The organism is Streptomyces sp. NPDC046379 (genome assembly GCF_055587785.1).
In genome coordinates this window covers 68,597-92,780 of the sequence record NZ_JBVJFP010000012.1, presented here as the reverse complement: position 1 = coordinate 92,780, position 24,184 = coordinate 68,597, and the positions used below count along the sequence as shown (strand labels likewise).

At 67.6% G+C, this 24,184-nt stretch carries 24 protein-coding genes and 1 pseudogene; 12 read left to right on the top strand and 13 right to left on the bottom strand.

The window, feature by feature from the left end; all coding sequences use genetic code 11:
* Positions 1–92 precede the first annotated feature (92 nt).
* From rlmB to ACZ6KF_RS21695, 5 genes are all read right to left on the bottom strand, one after another.
* Positions 93–1,034, bottom strand: coding sequence for a 23S rRNA (guanosine(2251)-2'-O)-methyltransferase RlmB (rlmB, locus tag ACZ6KF_RS21715; protein WP_469158607.1), 942 nt, complete (start codon positions 1,032–1,034; stop codon positions 93–95).
* 122 nt (positions 1,035–1,156) lie between these two features.
* Positions 1,157–2,560, bottom strand: a complete 1,404-nt coding sequence (gene cysS, locus ACZ6KF_RS21710) for a cysteine--tRNA ligase (protein WP_356629574.1) — start codon at positions 2,558–2,560, stop codon at positions 1,157–1,159.
* 382 nt (positions 2,561–2,942) lie between these two features.
* Positions 2,943–3,491, bottom strand: a complete 549-nt coding sequence (ispF, locus tag ACZ6KF_RS21705) for a 2-C-methyl-D-erythritol 2,4-cyclodiphosphate synthase (RefSeq protein ID WP_356629572.1) — start codon at positions 3,489–3,491, stop codon at positions 2,943–2,945.
* A complete protein-coding gene (gene ispD, locus ACZ6KF_RS21700) occupies positions 3,481–4,233 on the bottom strand; it encodes a 2-C-methyl-D-erythritol 4-phosphate cytidylyltransferase (protein ID WP_356629570.1) in 753 nt (250 codons plus the stop codon). The genes ispF and ispD overlap by 11 nt, the downstream gene beginning before the upstream one ends.
* A 392-nt stretch (positions 4,234–4,625) precedes the next feature.
* A complete protein-coding gene (locus ACZ6KF_RS21695; RefSeq protein WP_003953493.1) occupies positions 4,626–5,108 on the bottom strand; it encodes a CarD family transcriptional regulator in 483 nt (160 codons plus the stop codon).
* A 696-nt stretch (positions 5,109–5,804) separates the two neighbouring features.
* Here ACZ6KF_RS21695 and ACZ6KF_RS21690 point away from each other — a divergent pair.
* On the top strand, positions 5,805–6,494 hold the full coding sequence (locus ACZ6KF_RS21690; protein WP_469158606.1) for a copper chaperone PCu(A)C domain-containing protein: 690 nt from the start codon (positions 5,805–5,807) through the stop codon (positions 6,492–6,494).
* A gap of 119 nt (positions 6,495–6,613) precedes the next feature.
* Here ACZ6KF_RS21690 and phoP read toward each other — a convergent pair whose 3' ends face one another.
* Both phoP and phoR read right to left on the bottom strand, forming a co-directional pair.
* Positions 6,614–7,294, bottom strand: a complete 681-nt coding sequence (phoP, locus tag ACZ6KF_RS21685) for a two-component system response regulator PhoP (RefSeq protein ID WP_356629566.1) — start codon at positions 7,292–7,294, stop codon at positions 6,614–6,616.
* Entirely contained in the window at positions 7,291–8,556 is a 1,266-nt protein-coding gene (phoR, locus tag ACZ6KF_RS21680) for a two-component system sensor histidine kinase PhoR (protein ID WP_356629564.1), read from the bottom strand. Before phoR ends, phoP begins: the two co-directional genes overlap by 4 nt.
* 199 nt (positions 8,557–8,755) lie before the next feature.
* On the opposite strand from phoR, the gene phoU reads away from it, so the two are divergent.
* The gene (gene phoU, locus ACZ6KF_RS21675; protein ID WP_356629562.1) at positions 8,756–9,445 is read left to right on the top strand and encodes a phosphate signaling complex protein PhoU; all 690 of its coding nucleotides are present in this window, start codon (positions 8,756–8,758) and stop codon (positions 9,443–9,445) included.
* A 453-nt stretch (positions 9,446–9,898) separates the two neighbouring features.
* A complete protein-coding gene (locus tag ACZ6KF_RS21670) occupies positions 9,899–10,147 on the top strand; it encodes an SCO4226 family nickel-binding protein (RefSeq protein ID WP_356629560.1) in 249 nt (82 codons plus the stop codon).
* A gap of 74 nt (positions 10,148–10,221) precedes the next feature.
* Here the strand turns inward: ACZ6KF_RS21670 and ACZ6KF_RS21665 are convergent, their stop codons facing one another.
* Positions 10,222–11,079: an oxidoreductase gene (locus ACZ6KF_RS21665; RefSeq protein ID WP_469239677.1), complete on the bottom strand. Its 858-nt coding sequence runs from the start codon at positions 11,077–11,079 to the stop codon at positions 10,222–10,224.
* Positions 11,080–11,162: 83 nt separating this feature from the next.
* Between ACZ6KF_RS21665 and ACZ6KF_RS21660 the strand changes: the two genes are divergently transcribed.
* Together ACZ6KF_RS21660 and ACZ6KF_RS21655 are read left to right on the top strand one after the other, a co-directional pair.
* On the top strand, positions 11,163–11,807 hold the full coding sequence (locus tag ACZ6KF_RS21660; protein ID WP_469158770.1) for a DNA-binding response regulator: 645 nt from the start codon (positions 11,163–11,165) through the stop codon (positions 11,805–11,807).
* A 581-nt stretch (positions 11,808–12,388) separates the two neighbouring features.
* Positions 12,389–13,552 carry a TIGR02391 family protein gene (locus ACZ6KF_RS21655; protein WP_469239676.1) on the top strand — a complete coding sequence of 388 codons (1,164 nt, stop codon included), beginning with the start codon at positions 12,389–12,391 and terminating at the stop codon, positions 13,550–13,552.
* Positions 13,553–13,938: 386 nt separating this feature from the next.
* On the opposite strand, the gene ACZ6KF_RS21650 is transcribed toward ACZ6KF_RS21655, so the two are convergent.
* The 5 genes from ACZ6KF_RS21650 to ACZ6KF_RS21630 form a co-directional block, all read right to left on the bottom strand.
* Positions 13,939–17,415, bottom strand: a complete 3,477-nt coding sequence (locus ACZ6KF_RS21650) for a P-loop NTPase family protein (protein ID WP_469239674.1) — start codon at positions 17,413–17,415, stop codon at positions 13,939–13,941.
* A 1,260-nt stretch (positions 17,416–18,675) separates the two neighbouring features.
* Positions 18,676–19,056 (bottom strand): hypothetical protein, encoded by a 381-nt coding sequence (locus tag ACZ6KF_RS21645; RefSeq protein ID WP_469239778.1) that lies wholly within the window; start codon positions 19,054–19,056, stop codon positions 18,676–18,678.
* Positions 19,056–19,388, bottom strand: coding sequence for an ATP-binding protein (locus ACZ6KF_RS21640; protein WP_469239776.1), 333 nt, complete (start codon positions 19,386–19,388; stop codon positions 19,056–19,058). The genes ACZ6KF_RS21645 and ACZ6KF_RS21640 overlap by 1 nt, the downstream gene beginning before the upstream one ends.
* Before the next feature lie 139 nt (positions 19,389–19,527).
* The gene (locus ACZ6KF_RS21635) at positions 19,528–19,935 is read right to left on the bottom strand and encodes an NUDIX hydrolase (RefSeq protein WP_062931480.1); all 408 of its coding nucleotides are present in this window, start codon (positions 19,933–19,935) and stop codon (positions 19,528–19,530) included.
* Between the two features lie 20 nt (positions 19,936–19,955).
* Positions 19,956–20,198 carry a hypothetical protein gene (locus ACZ6KF_RS21630; RefSeq protein ID WP_469239780.1) on the bottom strand — a complete coding sequence of 81 codons (243 nt, stop codon included), beginning with the start codon at positions 20,196–20,198 and terminating at the stop codon, positions 19,956–19,958.
* On the opposite strand from ACZ6KF_RS21630, the gene ACZ6KF_RS21625 reads away from it, so the two are divergent.
* From ACZ6KF_RS21625 to ACZ6KF_RS21595, 7 genes and pseudogenes are all read left to right on the top strand, one after another.
* Positions 20,112–20,831, top strand: a complete 720-nt coding sequence (locus ACZ6KF_RS21625) for a GntR family transcriptional regulator (RefSeq protein ID WP_233580483.1) — start codon at positions 20,112–20,114, stop codon at positions 20,829–20,831. The two genes, ACZ6KF_RS21630 and ACZ6KF_RS21625, sit on opposite strands and share 87 nt — an antisense overlap.
* Positions 20,832–20,996: 165 nt before the next feature.
* The gene (locus ACZ6KF_RS21620; protein WP_030851889.1) at positions 20,997–21,353 is read left to right on the top strand and encodes an SCO3933 family regulatory protein; all 357 of its coding nucleotides are present in this window, start codon (positions 20,997–20,999) and stop codon (positions 21,351–21,353) included.
* Complete coding sequence (locus ACZ6KF_RS21615) at positions 21,353–22,729, top strand: FtsK/SpoIIIE domain-containing protein (protein ID WP_469239669.1); 1,377 nt, start codon at positions 21,353–21,355, stop codon at positions 22,727–22,729. Before ACZ6KF_RS21620 ends, ACZ6KF_RS21615 begins: the two co-directional genes overlap by 1 nt.
* 82 nt (positions 22,730–22,811) lie before the next feature.
* Complete coding sequence (locus ACZ6KF_RS21610; protein WP_469239667.1) at positions 22,812–23,486, top strand: DUF2637 domain-containing protein; 675 nt, start codon at positions 22,812–22,814, stop codon at positions 23,484–23,486.
* A gap of 12 nt (positions 23,487–23,498) precedes the next feature.
* Positions 23,499–23,690, top strand: coding sequence for a mobile element transfer protein (locus ACZ6KF_RS21605; protein ID WP_469239665.1), 192 nt, complete (start codon positions 23,499–23,501; stop codon positions 23,688–23,690).
* Between the two features lie 15 nt (positions 23,691–23,705).
* Positions 23,706–23,900, top strand: coding sequence for a hypothetical protein (locus ACZ6KF_RS21600; RefSeq protein ID WP_344458779.1), 195 nt, complete (start codon positions 23,706–23,708; stop codon positions 23,898–23,900).
* Positions 23,901–23,925: 25 nt separating this feature from the next.
* Positions 23,926–24,167 (top strand): annotated as a pseudogene (locus ACZ6KF_RS21595) (SpdD protein).
* Positions 24,168–24,184: the final 17 nt, after the last annotated feature.

Here is a 24,184-nt window from a genome sequence, read left to right as displayed (position 1 = left end):
GCGCCGGAACTGTCCGGACCGCGTCAAGCTTGGCCGGACCACCCGGAATGGCCCGAGTGGGTGACAGTGCCGAACGCGCGTTCAGACAGGCGTCACGCCCGTCGGCGCGCCGCCTCGTACAGCACGATGCCCGCCGCCACACCGGCGTTGAGCGACTCGGCGCCGCCCGGCATCGGGATGCGCACCAGGAAGTCGCAGGTCTCCCCGACCAGGCGGGACAGCCCCTTGCCCTCGCTGCCGACGACGATCGCGACCGGCCCGGCCAGCGCCTCCAGGTCGTGCAGTTCGACGTCGCCGTCCGCGGCCAGTCCGACGACCACGATCCCGGCCTTCTTGTACGCCTCCAGCGCCCGCGTCAGATTGGTGGCGCGGGCGACGGGCGTACGGGCGGCCGTACCGGCGGAGGTCTTCCAGGCGCCGGCGGTCATACCGGCGGCGCGCCGCTCGGGGACGACGACGCCGTGCCCGCCGAAGGCGGAGACGGACCGCACGACCGCGCCGAGGTTGCGCGGGTCGGTCACCCCGTCGAGGGCGACGACCAGCGGGTCCTCGCCGTCGTCGTGGGCGGCGGCGACCAGGTCCTCGGGGTGCGCGTATTCGTACGGCGGGACCTGGAGGACCAGGCCCTGGTGGTTCAGGCCGTTGGTCATCCGGTCCAGCTCGGGGCGCGGCGCCTCCATGAGGTTGATGCCGCCGCGCTCGGCCGCGAGCTGGAGCGCCTCGCGCACCCGCTCGTCGCTGTCGATGAACTGCTGGACGTACAGCGTGGAGGCGGGGACCCCGCCGCGCAGCGCCTCGACGACCGGGTTGCGCCCGACGACCAGCTCCGACGCGGAGCGCCCGCCCCCACGGCGCGCCTGCGAACGCCCCTGCGCCCGCCGGGCCTTCGCTGCGGCGGCGCGCTGCTTGGCGTGCCCCTTGCGCATCTCGGCGGGGGGCGTCGGACCCTTGCCCTCCAGCCCCCGGCGCCGCTGGCCGCCACTGCCGACCTGCGCGCCCTTCTTGCCGGACATGCGACGGTTGTTCGCGGCCATGATCTACCTGCTGTCTCTGTATCTCTTGCGATCCGTGCGATCCTTGCGATCCGTTGGATCCGCGCGATCTCTTGTGTGTGCGTGTGCTTGTGCGTGTACGGCGTACGTCCGCGGCGGCCGGGTCAGCGCCCGCCGAGGCTCCAGCGCGGGCCCTGCGGGCTGTCCTCGATGGCGAGGCCGGACTGGTTCAGCCGGTCGCGGATGGCGTCGGCGGTGGCCCAGTCCTTGCGGGCCCGGGCGGCCTCGCGCTGGTCCAGGACCAGCCGGACGAGGCTGTCCACGACGCCGTGCAGTTCCTCGCCGCGGCCGGTGCCGTCACCGGCCCAGTGCGCGTCCAGCGGGTCCAGCCCGAGGACGCCCAGCATGGCGCGGACCTCGGCGAGCCGCGCGACGGCGGCCTCCTTGTCGTCGGCGGCCAGGGCGCTGTTGCCCTGCCGGACGGTGTTGTGGACGACGGCGAGCGCCTGCGGCACGCCCAGGTCGTCGTCCATCGCCTCGGCGAAGGCGGGCGGCACCTCGACGGCGGCCTCGACGGGACCGCCGGCCAGCTCCACCACGCGCTGCACGAATCCCTCGATCCGCGCGAACGCGGACTCGGCCTCGCGCAGGGCCTCCTCGCTGTACTCGATGGTCGAGCGGTAGTGCGGGGTGCCGAGGTAGTAGCGCAGCACGATCGGGCGCCAGGCCCTGACCATCTCGGAGACGAGCACCGAGTTGCCGAGCGACTTCGACATCTTCTCGCCGCTCATGGTGACCCAGGCGTTGTGCACCCAGTACCGCGCGAACTCGTCGCCGTAGGCGCGGGCCTGGGCGATCTCGTTCTCGTGGTGCGGGAAGATCAGGTCGATGCCGCCGCCGTGGATGTCGAAGACGGAGCCGAGGTACTTGTGCGCCATGGCGGAGCACTCCAGGTGCCAGCCCGGACGGCCCCGTCCCCACGGCGTCTCCCAGTCCGGCTCGCCGGGCTTGGCCGCCTTCCACATCGCGAAGTCGCGCGGGTCCCGCTTGCCGGTCTCGCCCTCCCCGGACGGCTGGCGCAGCTCGTCGAGGTCCTGCCGGGACAGCGAGAGGTAGTCCGGCAGGGAGCGCACGTCGAAGTAGACGTTGCCGTCGGCCTCGTAGGCGTGGCCGCGCTCGATGAGCGTCCGCATCATCTCGACCATCTCGGTGACGTGCCCGGTGGCGCGCGGCTCGTACGTCGGCGGGAGGCAGCCCAGCGCGTGGTAACCGTCGTTGAACGCGCGCTCGTTCTCGTAGCCGATGGACCACCAGGGGCGGTCCTGTTCGGCCGACTTGCGGATGATCTTGTCGTCGATGTCGGTGACGTTCCGGATGAACGTGACCTCGTAGCCGCGGTACGCGAACCAGCGGCGCATGATGTCGAAGTTCAGGCCCGAGCGGATGTGCCCGATGTGCGGGGCCGCCTGCACGGTGGCACCACACAGGTAGATCGAGACGCGGCCCGGCGTGAGCGGGGCGAAGTCACGGATCTGCCGGGCGCTGGTGTCGTACAGGCGAATAGTCACGCCTCCAGGGTAGTGGTCCGCGACGAGTGCCAGTGGCCGCACGCGGCGTCCGGCCACTCATTCGTGACGTTGCCGGAGGGCGGCACGCGCAGACCCGGCACGCGCAGGCCCGGCACGCGCAGGCCCGGCACGCGCAGGCCCGGCACGCGCAGGCTGCCGGGCCGGGGGCCTCGGCAGCCGTCGGTCGTCGGTCGTCGGTCGGCGGCGGCGGGCAACGGCCATCCGTGGTCGGTCGCAGGCCGCGGCCGGTCGCGGTGATGCCGTCGGTGCCGCCGGCAGCGGTGGCGCGTCAGCAGTCGGCCGCAGGCCGCCGTCGACCGCGGTACCACGTCCACCGCGGTACCGCCGTCGGCGGTCGGCCCGCGTCAGCGGTGAACGGGCGTCATCGAGCGGTCGCGTTGCCGGTCGCGGACGGCACGCGCACCACCAGGGCCGTCGCCACCGCCATCAGGCCCTCGTCCCTGCCGGGGAAGCCGAGGCCGTCCGTGGTCGCGCCGGACACCGACACCGGCGCGCCGGCCGCCTCGGAGAGGATCTTCTGGGCCTCGTCCCGGCGCTTGCCGATCTTCGGCCGTGGTCCGATCACCTGCACGGCGACGTTCCCGATCCGGAAGCCCGCCGCGCGGACGATCCGGGCCGCCTCCGTCAGCAGCGTCACGCCCGACGCGCCGGACCACTCGGGCCGCCCGGTGCCGAAGTGCTGCCCCAGGTCGCCGAGCCCGGCGGCGGAGAACAGCGCGTTGCACGCGGCGTGCGCGACGACGTCCGCGTCGGAGTGACCGGCCAGTCCCGGCCCCTCGCCCTCCCACTTCAGGCCGGCGCACCACAGCTCCCGGCCCTCCTCGAAGGCGTGGATGTCGGTGCCGACGCCGACCTGGGGCAGCACGAGAACCTGCCCGGACTCGTGCCCGAACTCCTGCTCAGAAGCCATCGTTGAGCCTCCGGCGGGCCAGGACCGCCTCCGCCAGCACCAGGTCCAGCGGGCGGGTGACCTTGAAGGCCTCCTCGTGGCCGGGGACGACCACGACCCGCAGGCCGAGCCGCTCCACCATGCTCGCGTCGTCGGTGACGTCACCGGTGACCGTCTCGTGGGCGCGCATCAGCGTCGCGCGGTCGAAGCCCTGCGGGGTCTGCACCGCGCGCAGCCGCGCCCGCTCCGGGGTGGCGACCACGGGCTCCGGCTCGCCGGGCGCCGCGGCCGGATCGACCTCCTTGACGGTGTCCGCGAGCGGCAGCGCCGGCACCACGGCCGGTGCGCCGTCGCGTACGGCGTCGATCACGGCGTCCACCGTGTCCACCGGCACCAAGGGGCGCGCGGCGTCGTGCACCAGCACGATGTCGTACCCGGGCGGCAGCGCGTCCAGGCCCAGTCTCACGCTCTCCTGCCGGGACTCCCCGCCGGGCACGACCAGGAAGTCGGTGCGCTCCGGCAGGGCGTGGGCGTCGAGCAGTGACTTGACCTCGCCGGCGCCGTCGGGCGGGGCGACGACGACCACGAGGGAGACGGCACGGGACGCGGCCAGGGCGCGGACCGCGTGGATGAGCATGGGCGTGCCGCCCAGCGCGCGCAGCGCTTTGGGAGCGCCCGGACCAAGCCGTACGCCCCGGCCGGCGGCCGGAATCACGGCGGCTACGCGCGGGGGCGCGGGTGCAGGGCGCGAATCGTCAGACATCGGTTCCCGTCAGGTTTGTGTGCTCGGCCTACGTGGGTATGGCCTGGGCGTACCCCGCGCGACCTCTTGACCGGACCCTTCCGTGACCCCTGGTCGAGCCGGTCGCCCGGGCCCGCAGGCACAGTACCGGGGGGACTCCTCTTCGGCGTACGGCTTCGAAGAGCCGACGGCCTCTCCGAGGCTCCGCAGCTCTACGAGGCTCCACGCGCGCGCAGGTCTCGGCATGCGCGCGATGCGTCATGGGCGCGGACATGCCGCAGCGCCCGGCGACGGCAGATGCGGGAGCTCTGCGTCATCGGGCACCGCGGCATTTCAGTGCGTCGGCTTCAGTGAGTGGCGTCGGCCGATGAACACCGGCCGACGAAGCCGATGTACGGGGCACGCTGCCCGCGTCAGGAGGCGAGCACCTCGTCGAGCAGGGCCTCGGCCTTGTCCTCGTTCGTGTTCTCCGCGAGCGCGAGCTCGCTCACCAGGATCTGGCGGGCCTTGGCGAGCATGCGCTTCTCACCGGCGGAGAGTCCGCGCTCGCGCTCACGACGCCACAGGTCACGCACGACTTCCGCGACCTTGATGACATCGCCGGAGGCGAGCTTCTCCAGGTTTGCCTTGTAGCGACGGGACCAGTTCGTGGGCTCCTCGGCGTACGGCGCGCGCAGCACCTCGAAGACCCGGTCCAGCCCGTCCTGACCGACCACGTCACGCACGCCCACGAACTCCGCATTGTCCGCCGGCACACGCACCGTGAGGTCACCCTGGGCGACCTTCAACACCAAGTAGGTCTTGTCCACGCCTTTGATCTGGCGAGTTTCGATGGCCTCGATCAGCGCGGCCCCGTGATGGGGATAGACCACGGTGTCGCCAACCTTGAACGTCATGTGACAGGTACCCCTTCCGTGGCTATCCAGAGTAACACGGATACGGCGTCTTCTGAATGGCGTTTTCGCAGGTCAGAGCATATCTCGGGGCTTGACAACAGCGACAGGGACGTGCTTCGCCGGACCCCCGGAACAAGGTATTCGCAGGTCGGAGCGGCTGCGCGGGGCGGGCGAAACGTCCACGTCGCCCACCTCCGACACCGCCGCCAACCGGCCGAACGTCCGCAAATGTCCGGTTCCATGAGTGCGACTTTCGCTACTCCGTTCGGCCGCCCGGCGACGGATCCGAGACGATTCAGGAATTGATCACACGCTGTCGCCGGCGCTCCTCTCGCGCCCGATCACCGGCTGATCACGGACGCCGGTTCACCCGGTGATCAATTCAACGACGGCCGTGCATTCCTTCACGGAAAATTCGCGCGCCGCCGGGGGGATTGTCTGCAACTGCTTATCCGAATGCGGTCGTGGGGACCGGGACGCGGCGGGGGCCGGCGAGAAGCCGGGCCGGAGGCAGGCCGGGAGCAGCGGCGGGGCACACCCGGTGACGGGCCGGGGCGCGCCCGAGTGGCGGGGCGCGCCGGGGGAGGGCCGGGTGCGGCGCCGGGCGGACGGCTCGGTAACCTGAAGCCCGCTGACAGCCACTGAGGGCGGCTTTACAAGAAAGCCGCCCACTGCGTTCAAGGAGTTGCCGCCGCCGTGAGCAGCAGCCTTCGACGCGGCGCCCTCGCCGCCTCCGCCATCGCGTTCTCGATCGCCTCGCTCGCCGCCTGCGGCGCCGGCAACGACGCCCAGTCGCTGGTGATCCAGCCGGATCACGCGGCGGGCGGGGCCGGCGACATCAAGATCCAGAACGCCATCCTCATCACGCAGCCCGACCCGGAGGCGGCCGGCCCGGCCACCGTCTCCGCCACCGTCTTCAACTCCGGCGACAAGGCCGAGACGCTGGAGTCCATCACCGTGGACGGCTCGGGCTCCGTCGAGCTGTCCCCGGCCAAGGGCGGCGGCCAGGTCACGGTCCCGGCGGGCGGCTCGATCGTCATCGGCGGCAAGGACAACGCCTCGGCCGTGATCGCCGACGGCGAGTCGCTGACCGACGGCGACGCCCACAAGGTCACCTTCTCCTTCAGCCAGACCGGCGACGTCACCCTGGAGGCCTTCATCGTCCCGGGCGAGGGCTACTACGCCTCGTGGGGCCCGTCCGATGTCCCGGCGACGCCGTCGGCCTCCGCGTCCCCCTCCGACGGGGCGACGGGCGAAGAGGGCACGGGCGAGGAGCACGCCGGCGAGGAGAGCGCCTCGCCGTCCGCGACCGGGAGCGGCACGCCCACCGACGCCGCGTCCGCGTCGGCGACGGAGTCGGCCGCGGAGGAGTCCGCGGGCCACTGAGCGGCCGTCGTACACCGGTCGGCCGTACACAGCAGCGCACGCGAAGGGCGGGCCTCCCCAGGGAGGCCCGCCCTTCGCGTTGGTGCTCTGTCACTGAGCGGCGAACCGCTCCGGCCGGTTTACGGCTCGAACTTGTAGCCGAGACCGCGCACGGTCACCAGGTAGCGCGGGGCGCCCGGGTCCGGCTCGATCTTGGCGCGCAGGCGCTTGACGTGGACGTCCAGCGTCTTGGTGTCACCGACGTAGTCGGCGCCCCAGACGCGGTCGATGAGCTGCATACGCGTCAGCACACGGCCCGCGTTGCGCAGCAGCATCTCCAGCAGGTCGAACTCCTTGAGCGGCAGGTCGACCTTGGAGCCGCCGACGGTGACCACGTGACGGTCGACGTCCATGCGGACCGGGCCGGCCTCCAGCGCCGCCGGGGTCACCTCCTCCGGCTCGCCGCGGCGGCGCAGGACGGCCCGGATGCGGGCGACCAGTTCTCGGGAGGAGAAGGGCTTGGTGACGTAGTCGTCGGCTCCTATTTCGAGACCGACGACCTTGTCGATCTCGCTGTCCTTGGCGGTGACCATGATCACCGGCACGTTGGAGCGGCCGCGCAGCTGGCGGCAGACCTCCGTGCCCGGGAGCCCGGGCAGCATCAGGTCGAGAAGGACGAGGTCGGCTCCATTGCGCTCGAACTCGTCGAGGCCGTCGGGCCCGGTGGTCGCGACCGCGACCTCGAAGCCCTCCTTGCGGAGCATGTACGACAGGGCGTCGGAGAAGGACTCCTCGTCCTCGACGACGAGCACTCGGGTCACGGAAGGACCTCCGGGGCGGGAAGTGAGCTGTACGGGGGTGTGTCGGGGGACGCGTCCGCGGACTGTCCGTCCTCGTTGCCGAGGCCGGATCGCCGACGCTGCCGGTCACGGGCGGCGCCCGCCTCCGGCAGCCGCAGAGTGAAGGTGGAGCCCTGTCCCTCTGAACTCCACACCGTGACCTCCCCGCCGTGCGAGGCGGCCACGTGCTTGACGATCGCCAGGCCCAGCCCCGTACCGCCGGTGGCGCGGGAGCGGGCCGGGTCGACTCGGTAGAAGCGCTCGAAGATGCGCTCCTTGTCCTTGTCGGAGATGCCGATGCCCTGGTCGGTCACGGCGACCTCGATGACGTCGCCGCCGGCGCCGGAGACCCGGCGGGCGGCGATGCCGACGCGGGTGCGGGCCGGCGAGTAGTTGACGGCGTTCTCCACGAGGTTGCCCAGCGCCGCGGCCAGCTGGCTGCGGTTGCCGAACACGTGCAGGTCGGCGGTGCCGCCCGCGGCCATCGTGATCTGCTTGGTGGAGGCCGCGTGCCGGCACCGGTCGATGGCCTCGGCGACCAGTTCGTCCACCCGGACCGGCTCGGCGTCCTCCAGCGGGTCGTCGTTCTGGACCCGGGAGAGGTCGATCAGCTCCTGCACCAGGTTGGTCAGCCGGGTCGCCTCGATCTGCATCCGCCCGGCGAAGCGCTGGACGGCCTCGGGGTCGTCGGAGGCGTCCATCACGGCCTCGGACAGCAGGGAGAGCGCGCCGACCGGGGTCTTCAGCTCATGGCTGACGTTGGCGACGAAATCGCGCCGCACCGCTTCTATCCGGCGGGCCTCGGTGAGGTCCTCGACCAGGAGGAGCACCAGGCGCGAGCCGAGCGGGGCGACGCGGGCGGAGACGGCGAGGGCCTCGCCGCGGCCGCTGCCGCGCCGGGGCAGGTCCAGCTCGACCTGGCGTATCTCGCCGTCGCGCCGGGTGTCGCGGGCCATCTGGAGCATCGGGTCGACGGCCAGCCGGCCGCCGCGCACCAGACCGAGGGCGTACGCCGCCGAGCTGGCCTTGACGACGGCGTCGGCCTCGTCGAGGACGACCGCCGAGGAGCGCAGCACCGACAGCACGGTGTCCACGCCCGGCGGCAGCACCGGATCGGTGTGCAGGGAGGTACGGGTGGGTCGTTTCAGGTCGCGCTCGCTCCAGCGGAACGCCAGCATGGCGATCACACCGGTGAGCACACCGGCGATCGCTGCCGCTGCGGCGACCGCCGCGTTCACGTCCATGCCTCCAGGTTAGGCATGGGGTACCCGTTGCCCACAGCCGTACGAGGAGCAGCTCGAACACTCGTCGCCCAGAGTTCACCTTGGAGCCAGTGATGGTTCATTTGGGGTGGCGGATTCCGACGCGTTCAAGCCCGAACGTGGGAGCGTGGGGTTCGCAGCGCCAGTCTGAACCCCGAAAGCACGCACGAGAGGGAACCTGATGCGGGACGCGTACCACGAGGAACTGGACTCGATCGGCGACGACCTCGTCGAGATGGCCCGCCTGGTCGGGTCGGCGATCGGACGCGCCACGACGGCCATGCTCGACGCCGATCTGAAGCTGGCCGAAAGCGTCATCGAGGCCGACAAGAAGGTGGACGACCTCCAGCACAACCTGGAGGCCCGCGCCATAGCCCTGCTGGCCCGGCAGCAGCCGGTCGCCACCGACCTGCGGATCGTGGTCACCTCCCTGCGCATGAGCGCCGACCTGGAGCGATCCGGCGACCTCGCGCAGCACGTGGCGAAGCTCGCCCGGCTGCGCTTCCCGGAGCGCGCGGTCCCCCACGACCTGCACGCCACCATCCTGGAGATGGGCCAGCTCGCGCAGCGTCTGATGGCCAAGACCGCCGAGGTCATCGTCACCAAGGACATCGACCTGGCGCTCCAGCTGGAGACCGACGACGACGCGATGGACCTGCTCCACCGCACGCTGTTCCAGCACCTCATCGACGAGCGCTGGAAGCACGGCATCGAGACCGCGGTGGACGTCACCCTGCTCGGCCGCTACTACGAGCGCTTCGCCGACCACGCGGTGGCCGTCGCCAAGCGCGTGGTCTTCCTGGTCACGGGCGAGCACGCGGACGACTTCCAGCCGGACATCGAGCCGTCGACCGGGGTGGAGGGGGCCTGATCGCGCGGGCTCCCGGCTCACGGGGCCCGGCCAGGGCGCGGTTTCGCCCCAATGCGCCGTTGATGCGCCCGGCGGGTCGGGCTTCCAATGGGCAGGGCACACCAGCCTCCAGGAGGGTCCCATGGCCGAATCCCCGAGCACCCCGCCGAACCCCGCCCAGCCCCGCGACACCGACCAGCCGGCCGACATCAGGAACCTCCCTCTGATCGCGGCGTGCGGCTGCGGCTCGGGCTGCACGTGCGGGTGCCAGTCGGGCAGCCCGTGCCAGTGCGGCTGACTGCCTCATCCCGGTTCCGGTTCTTCCGGTTCTTTCCGGCCGTACGGCGATGAAGGACCCGGTGCGCAGGACGCACCGGGTCCTTCGCCGTCGTCGTAGCCCAGGCCTCCCGGTCGCCCCCGCCTCCGAACAGGCGGAGCATGGGAAACAACCGAGTCGAGCGGAGGTGCGTGGTCATGCCCGAGTTCATGGACGTCCACCACAACATGCGGGGCATCACGGCGGCCCAGCTTCACGAAGCCCACCAGGCCGACCTGGCGATCGGGGGCGACGAAGGAGTCCACTTCAAGCAGGCCTGGGCGGACCCGGAGTCCGGCGTCGTCTACTGCCTCTCGGAGGCGCCGTCGGCCGACGCGATCCAGCGGGTGCACGAACGGGCGGGACACAGGGCGGACGAGATCCATCCGGTGCCGCTGAGGGTGTGACGCGGGAGATCCTGCCGTTTCAGGGCGAACGGAAGCCCACCGCCGGCCCGGCCATCGCCGCCGTTTCCTCCCGCTCAGGTGAGGTCCGAGAGATCCTCCTCGGTGAGAGTGATCGACCCGGCGGCGGTGTTCTCCTCCAGGTGGGCGAGAGAACCGGTTCCGGGGATGGCCAGGGTGACGGGTGAGGCCGCGAGCAGCCAGGCCAGGGCGATCTGGGGAACCGTGGCGCCGTGCCGGGCCGCGACCTTGGCGATGCGGTCGCCGGCGAGGTCGTTCAGGCCGCCCCCGAGCGGGAAGAACGGCACGTAGGCGATGCCTGCCTCCTCGCAGGCGGCCAGCAGCTCGGTGTCGTCGCGCTTGGCCGCGTGGAAGTGGTTCTGGACGGCCGAGACGGGTGCGATCGTTCGGGCTTCGGCCAGGTGGCCGGTGTCGACGTTGCTCAGGCCGAGGTGCCGGATCAAGCCCTCTTCGCGCATCGCCGCCAGTGCCTCGAAGCGTGCGGCGACGGATTGGCCGTGCGGTGGCGGCTCGATGCCCCCGATGCGCAGGTAGACCAGTTCGAGGCGGTCCAATCCGAGGGTTTCGAGGTTCTCCTCGACCAGTGTTCGCAGATCTGCCGGGTCGGTGATCTCCGTCATGCCACCGTCGGGCGTGCGTGCCGGGCCGACCTTGGTGGCGATGACCAGACCGGTCGGGTAGGGGTGAAGGGCCTCACGGATCAGGGCGTTGGCTCGCACCGTGCCGTCGCCACTGGTGTAGAAGGCCGCGGTGTCGATGTGGTTGACGCCGAGTTCCACGGCGCGGCGCAGGACGGCACGACCGGTTGCGGGATCGCGGGCCGGGCCGTGGAAACTGTCCGTGGGCAGGCGCATGGCCCCGAAGCCGATCCGGTTGACCAGCAGGTCACCACCGAGTGGGAAGTCATTGCTCATGAACTCAGCTTCCGCGGCGGGGTGTTCGGGCTGCGAGCCCGTGGCAGCTTCTTGCCGTCGGGCACAATGGCACGGTGGCAGAGATGGTGACGATCCGTGGTGACCTGGAGCTCCTCGCTCGCACCGAGCACCTTTTCTCCTCCGTCCAGGAGGAGTTCATCTGTGCCGCCCGCGATCTCAGCACCTGGTCCCGTCCCGGAGCCCGGCAGACCGCCCGCGACCTGCTGGGAAGCGGCGGCACTCGGGGCGTCCGCAAGCTCTTCAGCCCAGCCGTGCTGGCCGACGAGCGCAGCCGCGAACACCTGCGCGAGGTCATGGGCGGTGGCGTCCGGGTACGGATCGCCGCCACCGCTCTCCCCCACGAGACGATCGTCATCGACCGCCGGTTCGCCATCCTCGCCGGCTTGCATGCCCCTGAAGGCCGCGAGTACACCCTGACCACCGCATCGGGCCTGGTCGGCGGGGTTTACGCACTGTTCGAAGCCGCCTGGGAGACGGCCACCGACCTCACGGCCTTCCTCCACGGCGACCAGCCCCGTCTCGATGCCGAGAGCCGCAAGGTCCTTCGGGCGCTGGGATCGGGCGCCACCGACGAGAGAGCCGCACGGGAGCTGGGCATGTCCCTGCGAACATACCGGCGCCGGGTCGCCGAACTGCTCAACGCCCTCGACGCGGGTTCACGATTCCAGGCCGGAATGCGCGCGGGCGAACTGGGCCTGAACGGCTGAGACATCGACCGGCGGAGACCGCCCGCCTGTGCGGCCCGCTTCCCCGGACACGTCGCACCGACGCAGCCTGATCCGACCACGGCCCGACCGGGCACCCGACTGCCCCGAGCTGGGTAAGCCCCCCACCAGCGGAGAATCCCGCAGGCAGGGGGCTGATCGGTGACGCGTTACTTCTTCTTGCCCTGGGTCTTGCCGGGGATCTTGGTGACCTGCGTTTTCCCTGTTCAGGGACGATGGGCTTGTGTGCCTGGTGGTCGTCATTGGTCATCTTCGGCCGCTGTTGAGCGGCCTCGGACGGCCCAGAGACGGCCCAGCGTTGCCGCGCTTGCCTGAGGGGCGGCACCCTCGATGCGCCCCCGGTCTGGCTCTGTGCCAGGCGGTGGGAGACCGCAAGCCGTGCACAGAGCAGGGGGGTCTGCTGTACACGAGGGAATGGACGGGTGCGCCGACGCCGCCACCCCGTAGCAGCACGGCCCGCAGTGCACGATGCTCGTGATCAGCTGCGCCAAACCCCAACCGACGAGGCAAGGCACGGTAGTAGCCTGCGGGAATCGCTCAAAATAGGACGCCGGGGGCAGCACATGATCGTTCGGACCATCGCGCCAGAGGGTATGCCGCGCCCGACGGGAGATGAGGGCCACGTCCTCCTCGACGCGATCTGGGCGTACTTCAGCGAGCACCGTCGCTGGCCGGTTTTCGACGACATCGACCGCACGTTGTACGCGCAAGGCCTGCAGTTCGAGGAGGTCGTACAGCAGCTGTGTCCTGCACTGCTGCTCGGAGTTGCCTCCGACCTCTCGCAGTTGCCGCAGGGCTCACAGGATCTGGCCCTGACCATCGCTGGCGCTGCGAACTGCACCGGCACCGGACTGGCCATCGACCAATTCATCAAGATGGTGCAGACAGCGGCCGACATGGAGCCTGCCTGGCTGCCCGCGGACCGCGGTGATCTGCCATGGATGCAGCCCGGAGACATTGGGTGCCGCCTCCCGACGAGCCTGACGGCCGAGATACTCCTCGCGGAGGCCGCGTTTACCGCCGCCGCGATCGGGATGCGTGAAACCTGCTTCCGTGGTGGAAGCATCAACCGGGAGCAGTTGGATTGGTCGCTCAACTTCGACCGGGGCATCCGGCCGTTCGCTGACGTGCAGCGGCTGGAGGACTACTGGCGCATTCGCGAGCAGGTGTTGGGGCCCGAGCGGACCGAGGCCGACAATCGGCCCTTCTCGATTCAGCCCGCGTCGCACAACCTGGCGGCTTGGTCGCCAGGAACGCCAGCCATCCCGGCCCCTGCCGAGGAGTCACCGAAGCCGCTGACGGTTGAGTGCGTCCTGCACCCCCTGATTGCGGAGGTCGCTGCCGAGCGGTACGCCCGAGGCTCCTACAACGACGCGGTGATGAGTGCATACAGGGCAGTGGAGTACCGCATACAGACGCTGCTCGGCAGCCATGTGGTCGGCATGCCGCTGATGAGCGATGCGCTGGCGGGCAATCCACCGAGGATCAAGGTGACCCGGTCTACAAGCCCAGGCTCGCTGGACAGCGAGCGGAAAGGCATGCACTTCTTGTTCATGGGCGCTGTGGGCGCACTGCGCAACCCTCGGGCTCATGGTCCGGACGAGGCGGACGACCGCGACGAGGCCGACGAGATGTTGGCGTTCGCCAGCTTCCTCATGCGGCGCCTCGACGTCGAGGAGGCGGAACGCCAGAAGGCCGCCGAGGTGGAGGCCGAGTCGGCGCAGTGATCACGCACCAACTCGTTAGAAGCCCGACCACCGATTTAGGAGAGAGGCTGGGTGATCTGGCAGCTGAGCTGCTATTTCGCGGACCAGGGAAGCAGGCGTCCATTCCACTGGGGGGCACCAGTGTTGACCGTGGCTGCCCCGTGCATCTGGCACGACAGTGGCACGAACATCAGCCGACGACAGTCAGCCACGACGGCGGTTGCGCCGGCCGACCACGCGCGCGTATGCCTCCCGGCACTCCCACCAGGCTCAACCACGCTATTCGGCTTGGTGTCCTTGATCAGGACCGAACGGGACGGACGGCCGACGACGAGAGTGGCGGATGAGCCGGGCCTCTGGAAATCTCACTCAGCCGGGGCGAGCAAGTCCGTTCGTCACTCCGTGATTTAACCTGTTGTCCGAAGAAATTCTTCGGACATGACCGAAATTACGTCTGGTTCGGTCTGTACCAAAACAGGCAGGCAAATTTGCCAATGCCCAACTGCCAGCGCTTGAGCGAGCAGGTCGCGAGAATACGCAGGGGCGACGTTAGATGCCATAACCGTAAGGGCCCGAGCCTGCTCAGGGAGGTGGGCAATCGAAAAGGCTACTTCCTTGGCGCGTTCGATCTGCCCGGCAGTAGCGAACGCACGCGCAACCACACCCAATGCCTGGGATTGCGGAATAGGATAGGCAATTGAACGCGCAATCTCTTCGGCCGCTTCCAGACTCCCCTCGCGGACTCCCGTCTCCGTGATTAGATACAGAGCCCGATCCCTTTTTCGTGATTCAGTGATTGAGTTAGCGAGCTTCTTGGCCTGCTCCCAGCGTCCAGCTCTGGCGGCCGACACGGCAATAGCTGCTAAGGCCTTCTGCTGTTCGGGAGAGGCGGCCATAGAGCGAGTGACCGTTTCAGCCCTATCCAGGTCTCCGTAATCGGCGAGTCGCTGCACGATTTGAGCTGTCACCTGCTGTCGGTAAGTTAGGCTAGGGATCGTTCCAGCCAGGACAACTGCTCGGTCAAGGAGTCCTTTCGCCATATCCTCTTCTTCGCCGCTCTGGATAAGGGTCTCTCCAAGGGAGACGTAGGCCTTGGCGCGCAGTGGAATATTTTCAATCAAGGAGATGCATTCCTGCGCCCCATTGATGTCACCGCTCGCTGCTACCGCGCATGAAATTGCCAACATCGCCTTGAACTGGCCGTAGGGCTCGTCAATTGCGAGTGCCTTTTCCTTGGCGGTGGAAAAATCTCCAGTACTTACTGGTTCCCATACCTCTTCTGGACAATCGAGTTGCTTCGGTGTGCCTGGTGCAGGGCTGCCGTCGCTCTGACGTTGCGTTTCCCGAACCCTGGTGAGCTTCGAGAAGACAGTCAGCTCCTTCGTCTGTCTAGCTGGGTCTTGAATCAAGCTGACGACTCTTCTCGCACCTGCGAGATCGCCAGCAGTGGCTGCTACCGATGCAATGATCGAAAGCGTCTTATCTCGTTGAGATTCGTCAGTCATCGAGGTGGCCAGCGTGATTGCTCGCTCCAGATCACCACTTCGTGCTATAGCCTCTGCGACAACGGTCAACGTCCTCTCCCGTTGGGGTAGCGCAGATATTTCTGCAGCGATTCTTTCCGCGCGATCGACGTCTCCTGCCGCAGCAACAGCCTGAGAGAGTGCAGCCAGGCCTTTCACCGATTGAGACGGACTGCTGATCTTCCGGGCAGATTGCTCAGTCTCGCTGGCAATATCGATGGCTTCGCGCACGCAGCCAGCCGACGTCAGGCCAGATGCAAGGCCAGCAAGCGCCTTAACCCGCCGACTTGGGCTGTTGACCTCTCGGACGAGTCGTCTTGCGCGTGCTGCATCTCCGACTGTTGCTGTCACACGGGCAATAACTGTTAGTGCATCATCTTGGTCGGAGGGTTTGGTGATCTTGTTAACTAGGCGCTCGGCGGATCGGAGTATCTCGGTGGCCGTGTCAGTTCGCCTGATATCACTAGCTCCCAGAGCTACAGAAACGAGTGTCCACACCTGGCGACTCGGGTTGCGAATTGCACGAGCCGTCGACTCAGCAATGGCGATGGTCTTGATCGCCTTACGATGTGCACCATTTGCATGTTCTGCTCGAGCCACAGCGGAAAGGGCTTGGGCCCGCTCAGAACGGCTTCTGATGGAGTGGGCAATTCGGCGGCTGACTGTGGTGTCACCTGCCCTGGCTGACTCTGTCGCCACGGCCATCAATGCTAGGGCGCGCTCAGACCAAGCGGGAATATCATGTGCAATTCTGCTAGCGCGGCTTACATTTCCTACGCAGGCTACGGCGCGCGCAATTGATGCTAGCACCTGACCTTGACGAGGTATATCAGTCAACGCGCTAGCCATGGTTTCAGCGTCATTGATCAGAATGCGAGCTCGACGCGACTCCCCGGCTTTGGCGGCTGCACGTGCTACCACCGCGACTGCCTGTGCCCGATCGTAGTCATCGGCTACGTCATCTACGGCTTGTTCAGCCTGAATGGTGATCTTTGTGGCCTTTGATAGATCCCCTGAGTCAGCCACTTCTCGCGCTACTGCAGCTAGCGCTTGTACCCGGCGAAACGGCACGGTGATCGATCGGGCCAATGCCTCGGCGCGGTCTGAGTATCCGATTTTTGCCCAAACGCCTGGTAGATTCGCCGGCATGTTGTCGTTCCGTGAAGACAGTCGCACTCGATGAATCGAAAGCCTGCTCATGGCGGACAGATCCGGCTCATCCTGACTCGCGATTACCTCCTGAGCTGTTGTGATCTCTGCAAGTGCACTAGTGTCTCCGCCGATTAGATCAAGCATTCGATCGTGGCGATGGGGATCTGTCGCGCAAGCTAGCATGCGTTGTTGGTCGCCTACAGCGCGCAGAAGTTTGAAATACCCTCGAAGCAGATATTCTGGGGTCTCTGGAGGCCATTGCCGACGGCTGTAATCATCCGCCCAAGAATATAGAGTCTGTCGATATGCTTCCAAGCGCCGCGCTCCGAGGAAGGAAGCTGCTTGTTGCTGAAGCTCCTCATGACCAAGCATGTAGACCGCGTCAGGTCGCAAGCGGCCGGCCCGTGACATGAAAGTACGGCCGGATACGGCGCTCAGGTAATCTTCGATTTCCCAGGTGGACAGCCCAGTCAGCTCGGCCAGGTCTGTCGCAGTGAGTCCACCCCCAGCAGCTGTCAGGAGCCCTAGTAAATCCAACTCTGTTTGATTACCTCGCAAAAGCCTTTTGAGCTCGCGTTCTGCATCCTGGCGGACTACTTCAGCATGCGCAGAAACCGTGAGGGAACGGATTGCCACACGTTGCCGTAGTGGATGATCGTCGGGTACGTCCGCAGGGATCGGCGGATGAGGCCGGCTAGCCACGATGACGCGCATATCGGCGGGCAGGTGTGAGGGTAGGAGCGCAGCAATGCTATGCGCGTCGGGGCCGACCGTGACTCCCTGGTCTTCGTCAAGTCCATCAACGACCAGGACCAACCGCTCGCCTCTTTGTCGGCAAATCTCTGCTGCCCGCTCCAGCGACCCAAGCAGGTGTGCCTCTCGAGTGGCATCACTGAGCAATGGAGGCATCGGTTCACCGACTATTTCAAGAGACTGTTCTAGCACCACGTCGGAAAACGCGATGCGGTCAGCTTGCCCAGCCAGTCGGGCAGTAATAAAGAAAGATACTATACGAACATTGGCTGGTGGATTTAGGACGAAAGACGACAGCAAAGCTGACTTCCCGGCCCACGCTTTTGCTCTCCACCACAAGTAAGGTTCGGATTCAAGGGAAGTGCAGAACTCTGCTAGATGATTGAGCTCCTTTTCTCGACCCACCAATTCGTCGGGGGCAATTCGGCGCACCTGCGAAATGTAGTTGGAGCGCACCGGTGGTTCGGATAGCTCCGCCACCTGGACTGAGTTGTCGATTCCGTCCGATGATCTCTTCGGAGGTGCGGAGAATCGGGATGTGCTGCTTGTGGTGGGTGGCGTTAGAGGGAACCCTGCAAGGTCGCGCCGGAGTGTTGACTCATCTTTGGTTGCTGCGGCAGGAGCATAACGCCCTACTAGCTCGCAGAGCCGACTAAAAAGTCGATCGGCAGTCGCGTTTGTTCTGTCTGCTGTTACCTGCCTCAGTCGAGCGATTGCTTGGGTGCGATCAGTCTCGTCATTACCTTCTAGTCGTAACTCTCGAAGATATAGAGATTTCAGTAGCTGCCAGGTAAGGGCCCCTGCAGGCCCGACATTATCATCCAGATCGGCGACCTTTATGGCGGCAGTGATGACCTTGTCAAAATGCCGCAACCGTTCTCGGACGTCCCGGTTCGTGCGTCCTGGGCGTGAAACCTCGGCGCGGAATTGCCTCTCGGTGAGTACATCCCTCGCGATTGAAGCGAGCTCTCTTATTTGTCGCACATGGGCATTGGGGCTTGCAGTACTAAGGGCGAGTCTCCATGCTCCTGATTCGACGTCTGTAGCGTTCTGGCACAACAGGCGGAGATAAGAGCCCATAAGGTGTACCGTTGAAGTGTCGCTCGTTGTAAACGATGGGTCTCGTCGCACGCCTATTGACACCCTGCGCTCTTTCCCATCGCTTGAGCTCCCCGTCACGACAATGTCGTCGACTGGACTAAAAGAGCTCGCTTGAAAAGCGATTTGCAGTGGTGTGATGTCGTCGCCTAGCTCAGTTAAGGGATCACCCGTGAGGAGCTGGCTCAGGAGGACCGCGCCATAACGATGCTCAAGGACTGTGCCGCCTCCGCCCGTGGAATATGGGCTTGCCGGTTTCGGTTGTTTGCTGGCCTGTGAACCGTTCCGCACAGATCCATGTTACGGCTCAAGGCGTGACAGCTGCATGGTCGTGCACGATCCAGTTCGCGCTGAACGGGCCATACCAGAGTGATAGGGCGCCGAAGCCGGTTTGGCCGGTGGCCTGCTCTGTGGCGTCGAGCTTCATCAGGGGCAGTCATGCGCCAACTCAGTCGTGAGATACGCACCCTCTGGCTTAGGCGGCTGACCGCTGTGAGCGCGGCACGGGCGCCGGCCGGGCTGGAGCGGGGCGGAGACAGGAGCGCAGGCCCGGCCGGGGGCCGGGCCGCGCGCGGTGAGCGGAGCGAGCCGCCTTGAACCAGTAGAGAAAGTTGTAACTCAGTCTGTGGTGTGGGGATTGAAGTCGTACGCGCAGGCTGGGAGTTCGACACCTTGGCGGTGGAGCAACGGTACGAAGACCACTGGTCGGATCGTCCATGTGATGCGGGTGCTGGCATGGGTCAGAGAGACCGTGCAGGCCTCCATGCGTAAGAGGGCTCGTCGTGTATCGATGCGGCCGTCGTAGAGCCATTCCCAGGCCTCGTCGGAGGCGTCCAGATCGAGAGCTGGTGAGATGGTGCGTAGGGCGACCGCTACCCATCTGTCTGCCTGGGGTGCCGAGTAGGCGTCGAAGGATGCCCGGAGTGCCGGCCACCCTGTCTCGTCGTTGAGGTCTTGTGTCCAGCACTCGCACCAGAAGCCCCGCTGGGGCTTGTCCATCAGCACGGGTGTCCTCCCGGCTGGGTCTCCGCGAAGAGTTCGGCTGTGACGGTGTAACCGCTGCGGCTGCCGTGGACGACGACCCGGTGCGCGATGACGCTGACCATGCCCAAGCCGCGGCCGTGCTCGGCCTCCTGGTCCTGGTGCTCGACCTTCGGGGCGGTGCCCGTCCCTCCCTCGTCGGTGACCGACAGGGCCACCACCTTCGGGGAGACCGCGAGGGCCAGGTGGAAGCTGCCTACCCCGCCGCTCGCCGTGTGGAGGATCGCGTTCGAGCTCAGCTCGCTCACGATCAGCTCGGCGTCGTCGGCCAGGGGAGATCCCCGCAGGATGTCCCGCGTTCAGCGGCGAGCCCGGCTGACCTCTTCCGGAAAACCTGGGCAAGTGAGTCCCCAGACCCGGGCGGTGCTCGTATACTCGTGCATACAAATTCCTTCGTGCTGGTAGGCCGCCATGTGCAGCGGGTTCGGGCTAGACGAGTTTCACGCCGTCGTGGGCGCGGATGGCCGGCGGGGATACCGCGTCGAGTGCGTCCAGGACGCGGATCGCATATGCCTCGTCGGCGAGTTCGATGACTTCTTCGCGGGTGGCCCAGCGCAGTGCTCGGGTCTCGTCCCCTGTGGTGGGCGTGCCGTCGGCGGCCTCACAGCGGAAGACCATGGAGACGATCAGGCCCTTCATGTTCTTGTAGATCCCGGTCAGGGTCGCGGGAAGGGCGATCTTGATGCCGGTCTCTTCGAGAACTTCGCGCTGGAGGGCCTCGGGGATGGTTTCCTCGCGTTCGAGGATTCCGCCCGGGGGTTCCCAGTGGCCGTTGTCGCGGCGTTTGATCAAGAGGGCGCGGTCCTGGTCGTCGACGATGACTCCGGCGACGCTCACGGAGTGCGGACGGTCGGTGCTCACGTTCCTCTGCCCTCTCGGATGGCTAGGCTCTCCACCGTAGCAACAAAGCTCGCCCACTCGTCTAGATACCTAAAGGAGTACACGTGCCCTCTCTTTCCTCCGGCCTCCTCGGCGATCTCGACCCCACGAGCGATCGTGCGGTCTTTCGGCAGATCGCCGACCAGCTGCGCGAGGCCATCGACCGTGGGCGATTCAAGGAAGGCGAAAAGCTGCCCTCCGAGGCCGAACTCGTCGAGCATTACGGGGTTTCCCGTATGACGGTTCGAAACTCCTTCTCCGTCCTCCAGGGCGAGGGCCTGGTGCACGCCGAGCACGGCAAGGGCGTCTTCGTGCGACCACGACCGCCCGTCAGGCGGCTCGCCTCCGACCGGTTCGCCCGGCGCCACCGCGAGCAGGGGAAGTCCGCGTTCATCGTCGAAGCCGACGCCGCCGGCAGTCACCCGCAGGTGGACAGCCTGGAGGTCAAGGAAGAGAAGGCCAGCCAGGACGTCTCCACCCGGCTCGGGTCCGTGCGCCGGGTGCTCGCCCGGCGTCGCCGGTATCTGCTGGACGGGCGGCCGGTGGAGTTCGCCACCTCGTATCTGCCTCTCGACATCGCACGGGGCACGCCGATCGCCGAGCCGAACCCGGGGCCGGGTGGCATCTACGCCCGGCTTGAGGAGCTGGGGCACCGCCTCGACCACTTCGAGGAAGAGATCCGTGCCCGGATGCCCTCGCCTGATGAGGTGCGGACGCTGCGGCTGGCCTCCGGTGTGCCGGTCATTCACCTGATCCGGACCGCGTTCGACCAGGAAGGGCGGGCCGTGGAGGTCTGCGACACGGTCATGGCGGCCGACGCGTACGTCCTGTCGTACCAGCTCCCGGCGACGTGAGCGCCTGACCGGTGGTGGTGCGCGGGAGGCTTCTCCGAACTCGTACACCCCAACAGGCTTACTCGTATAGACGAGTGGGCAAGTTGTGTGGCAAGGTGGTTGTCGTTCCCGGGAGATCGGGTTCGAACGCCGCATCTTGTATAGACGAGTAGATGGGAAGAAGCTTTGCGCACCATCCGTGTAGAGACCTCGGCTGCAACGATCCTGCTGACCGAGGCGCCCGAGCCCAAGGTCCGCGACCGGCAGACGGGCGAGATCGCTAAGGACGCCACCAGTGGTGAGGCCCTGATGACGATCGGCGTCGTCTACCTGGAGGACGGCGAGTCGTCGCTGATCAAGGTCACCGTTCCGGAGAGCGGGGTGTCCGAGGGGCTGACGCTCGGGGCTCCGGTCTCGCTTCCGGGTCTGGTTGCCCGGCCGTGGGAGAGCGTCTTCAACGGGCAGCAGCGCCACGGCATCGCTTACCGCGCCGCCGCTGTGACTCCGGCCGCGTTCCCGGCCGCCACCGGGGCCGCTGCCTGATGACCGATCTGACGACGCTCCTGGAGGTGGGTGGTCCTGTCGCCGCGCTCGGCGGTGGGGCCGCCTACGCCCGGGCCAAGCATCCCGGGGTGTACTGGTCCACGGTCGGTCTGCCGATATCCACGGCCCGGCTCCTCAGCTCCTACGGCTCGGTCATGGAGGCCTGCGGCCTGACCGTGGCTCCGTCCCGGCTGCGGATGCTGGCGGTCAAGGCCGCCACTCGCCGTGAAGTTCGTCCCGTACCGCCGCGTCGGGGCATCATTCGGCCCACCTCGACCGGGCTGAGGCTCCGTCTGCGGCTCGCTCCCGGTCAGGAACCGGCCGATGTCGCCGCCTCGGCGGAACGGCTGCGGCACGCTTGGGGCGTTCACGCCGTGTACGTGACCACGGTCAAGCCTGGCGTGGTTGAGCTGCGGCTGGTCGGCTTCGACGTGCTGCGGCAGGTGCGGATGCCGCGCAAGGTGGACACCAAGTTCCTTCAGGTGCCGGTGGCCCTGCGGGAGGACGCTATGCCGTTCGTACGCGACTACCGGACCGTGCCCCACCAACTCACCCTCGGCGCCACGCTGTCGGGCAAGTCCATGTACCTGCGGCACCTGATCGCCGGACTCGCCCCTCAGCCGGTCGCCCTGGTCGGGATCGACTGCAAGCGCGGTGTGGAGCTGGCGCCGTTTGCCTCCCGCCTCTCCGCGCTGGCGACCGAACCTGAACAGGCAGCCGAGCTGCTGCCCGTGCTCGTGAAGGAAATGGAGGACCGATACGACCTGATCAAGGCCCGGCAAGGCATCGCCCCGGACACCCCGGCTGAGGAGATCACCTCCGACATCTGGGGACTGCCCGAGTCCGAACGCCCCGTCCCTCTTGTGCTGTTCGTGGACGAGGTGGCCGAACTCTTCCTCGTCGCCACCAGGAAGGACGAGGAACGGCGGGACGAGATGGTCACCCAGCTCATCCGGCTCGCCCAACTCGGCCGCGCGGCCGGCATCTATCTGGAGGTCTGTGGGCAGCGCTTCGGCGCCGAGCTGGGCAAGGGCGCCACCATGCTGCGAGCCCAGTTGACCGGCCGCGTCTGTCACCGGGTGAACGACGAAGCCTCCGCGAAAATGGCACTCGGCGACATCGCACCAGAAGCAGTCATGGCCGCCTGTGCCATCGCCCCCGAACGGCCCGGCCTCGCCGTGGCAGGTGACACCTCCGGCGGCTGGTCACGCATCCGGACGCCGTACCTGTCCCTCGGTGACGCCGCCGAGACCTGCCGCGAATACGCGCACCAGGTGCCGGACCTGCCCGTACTCAAGCCCTTCCTGCCAGAGGTGGCCGTACGGCCGGTCGCATCTCCGGCCCCGGTCGTCGAACCGCGCCCGGCAACCGGCTGACCTCCTCCACCAACCCGGTCGGCGTGACCTCTCACGCCAGGTCCCTACCCCTCGCATGCCTGAATCCGGAAGGAGCCGCATCATGCGCGCCCAACTGGCCCGCGTGGACGCGGTGCTCATCCAAGCCGTCATCGCTGCCGCACTGTCCTTCGCCCACCTGCACGACATCGCCTCGGCGGCCGGGCAGGACGGATGGAAAGCCTGGGCCTACCCGATCAGCGTCGACCTGCTGCTCGTCGCCGCCTGGCGTCGACTGCGGTCCGGGGAAGCGAAGGCGGCCGGGTGGTGCTGGTTCCTCATCGCGCTCACGGCCTCACTCGGCGCCAACGTCGCCACCGCCGGCCTTCTCGACATGAACCACGTCCCGGCCTGGCTGCGCATCCTCGTGGCGGGCTGGCCTGCGGTCGCCTTCCTCGGCGGCACCCTGCTCGCACACTCCGCACCGAAGACGATCGACCACGCCGCCGAACCCGACACGGACGACGACGAGGTTTACGACCAGGCGGAGGAACCAGAACTCCTCCCCGAGCCACCCGTCCACCCGGCACCCGAGCAAACTCCGCCCCAGCGTCCGGTCAACGAACCGGAACCGCCTGAGCGTCCCGCCCTGCCCGTTCCGGCCGCTCTCGTCGCACACGCCCGCAAGGTCGCCGCCGAACACCACACCCGCACCGGCACACCCATCGACACCCCCACCCTCCGCGCCCGCCTCGGCGTCCCCGCACCCATGGCCGAAGCCATCGCAACCCACCTCTGAAAGGAGACCTGCGTGACCGCCAACCGCCGCTTCCGCAACGTCGTGCTCATCGGCCCCGTCCGGGTCGGCACGTACTACGACGGCCGGGGCCAGGAGAAGCACACCGCCGCCTGCACCGCTCCGCGCTGCGGCTTCTCCACCGACTACGACGGCCGCGCCGCCGCCGAGCTGGCTGCCCGCACTCACCGCTGCCCTGCCCGCTGAAAGGACCCCCGACCCGTGACCGTCAGTCTTCCGCTTGTCGTCGTCCTCGGCTTCTTCGCCTGGGGAGCAGTCAGGTTCCTCGGCGTCCGCGTCTGGATCGTCGTCCTGATCGCCCTCTTCGGCTTCTGGCTCTCCCGAACCTTCCTCGCACCCGCCATTGAGTCCGGCACGCGCTCCGGCGTGACCGTCATAAACGGCTCGCACGTATAGACGAGTAGATAAGTAGACCTGGCCCGTGTTCCTCCCGAAGTACCCCGACAGCCCGACTCCGCCGCCCGCGCACACCCACACCCCGACCGAGACGGCACCCGTACGGCGCTCGCTCCCGTCGGTCGCGATCAGAAGACCGTCGTGGCCCTGGTCGTCGGTGGAGTCGTCCTCACCGCGCTCTTGGCGGCCGTCGCTGTCACGGCCATCTCCGTTGCCGTGGCCGCCGTCGTCCTGCGCTCCATGCTCCGCGATCACCAGCGCCGCTGAACCGCGCTGGCCTCCGG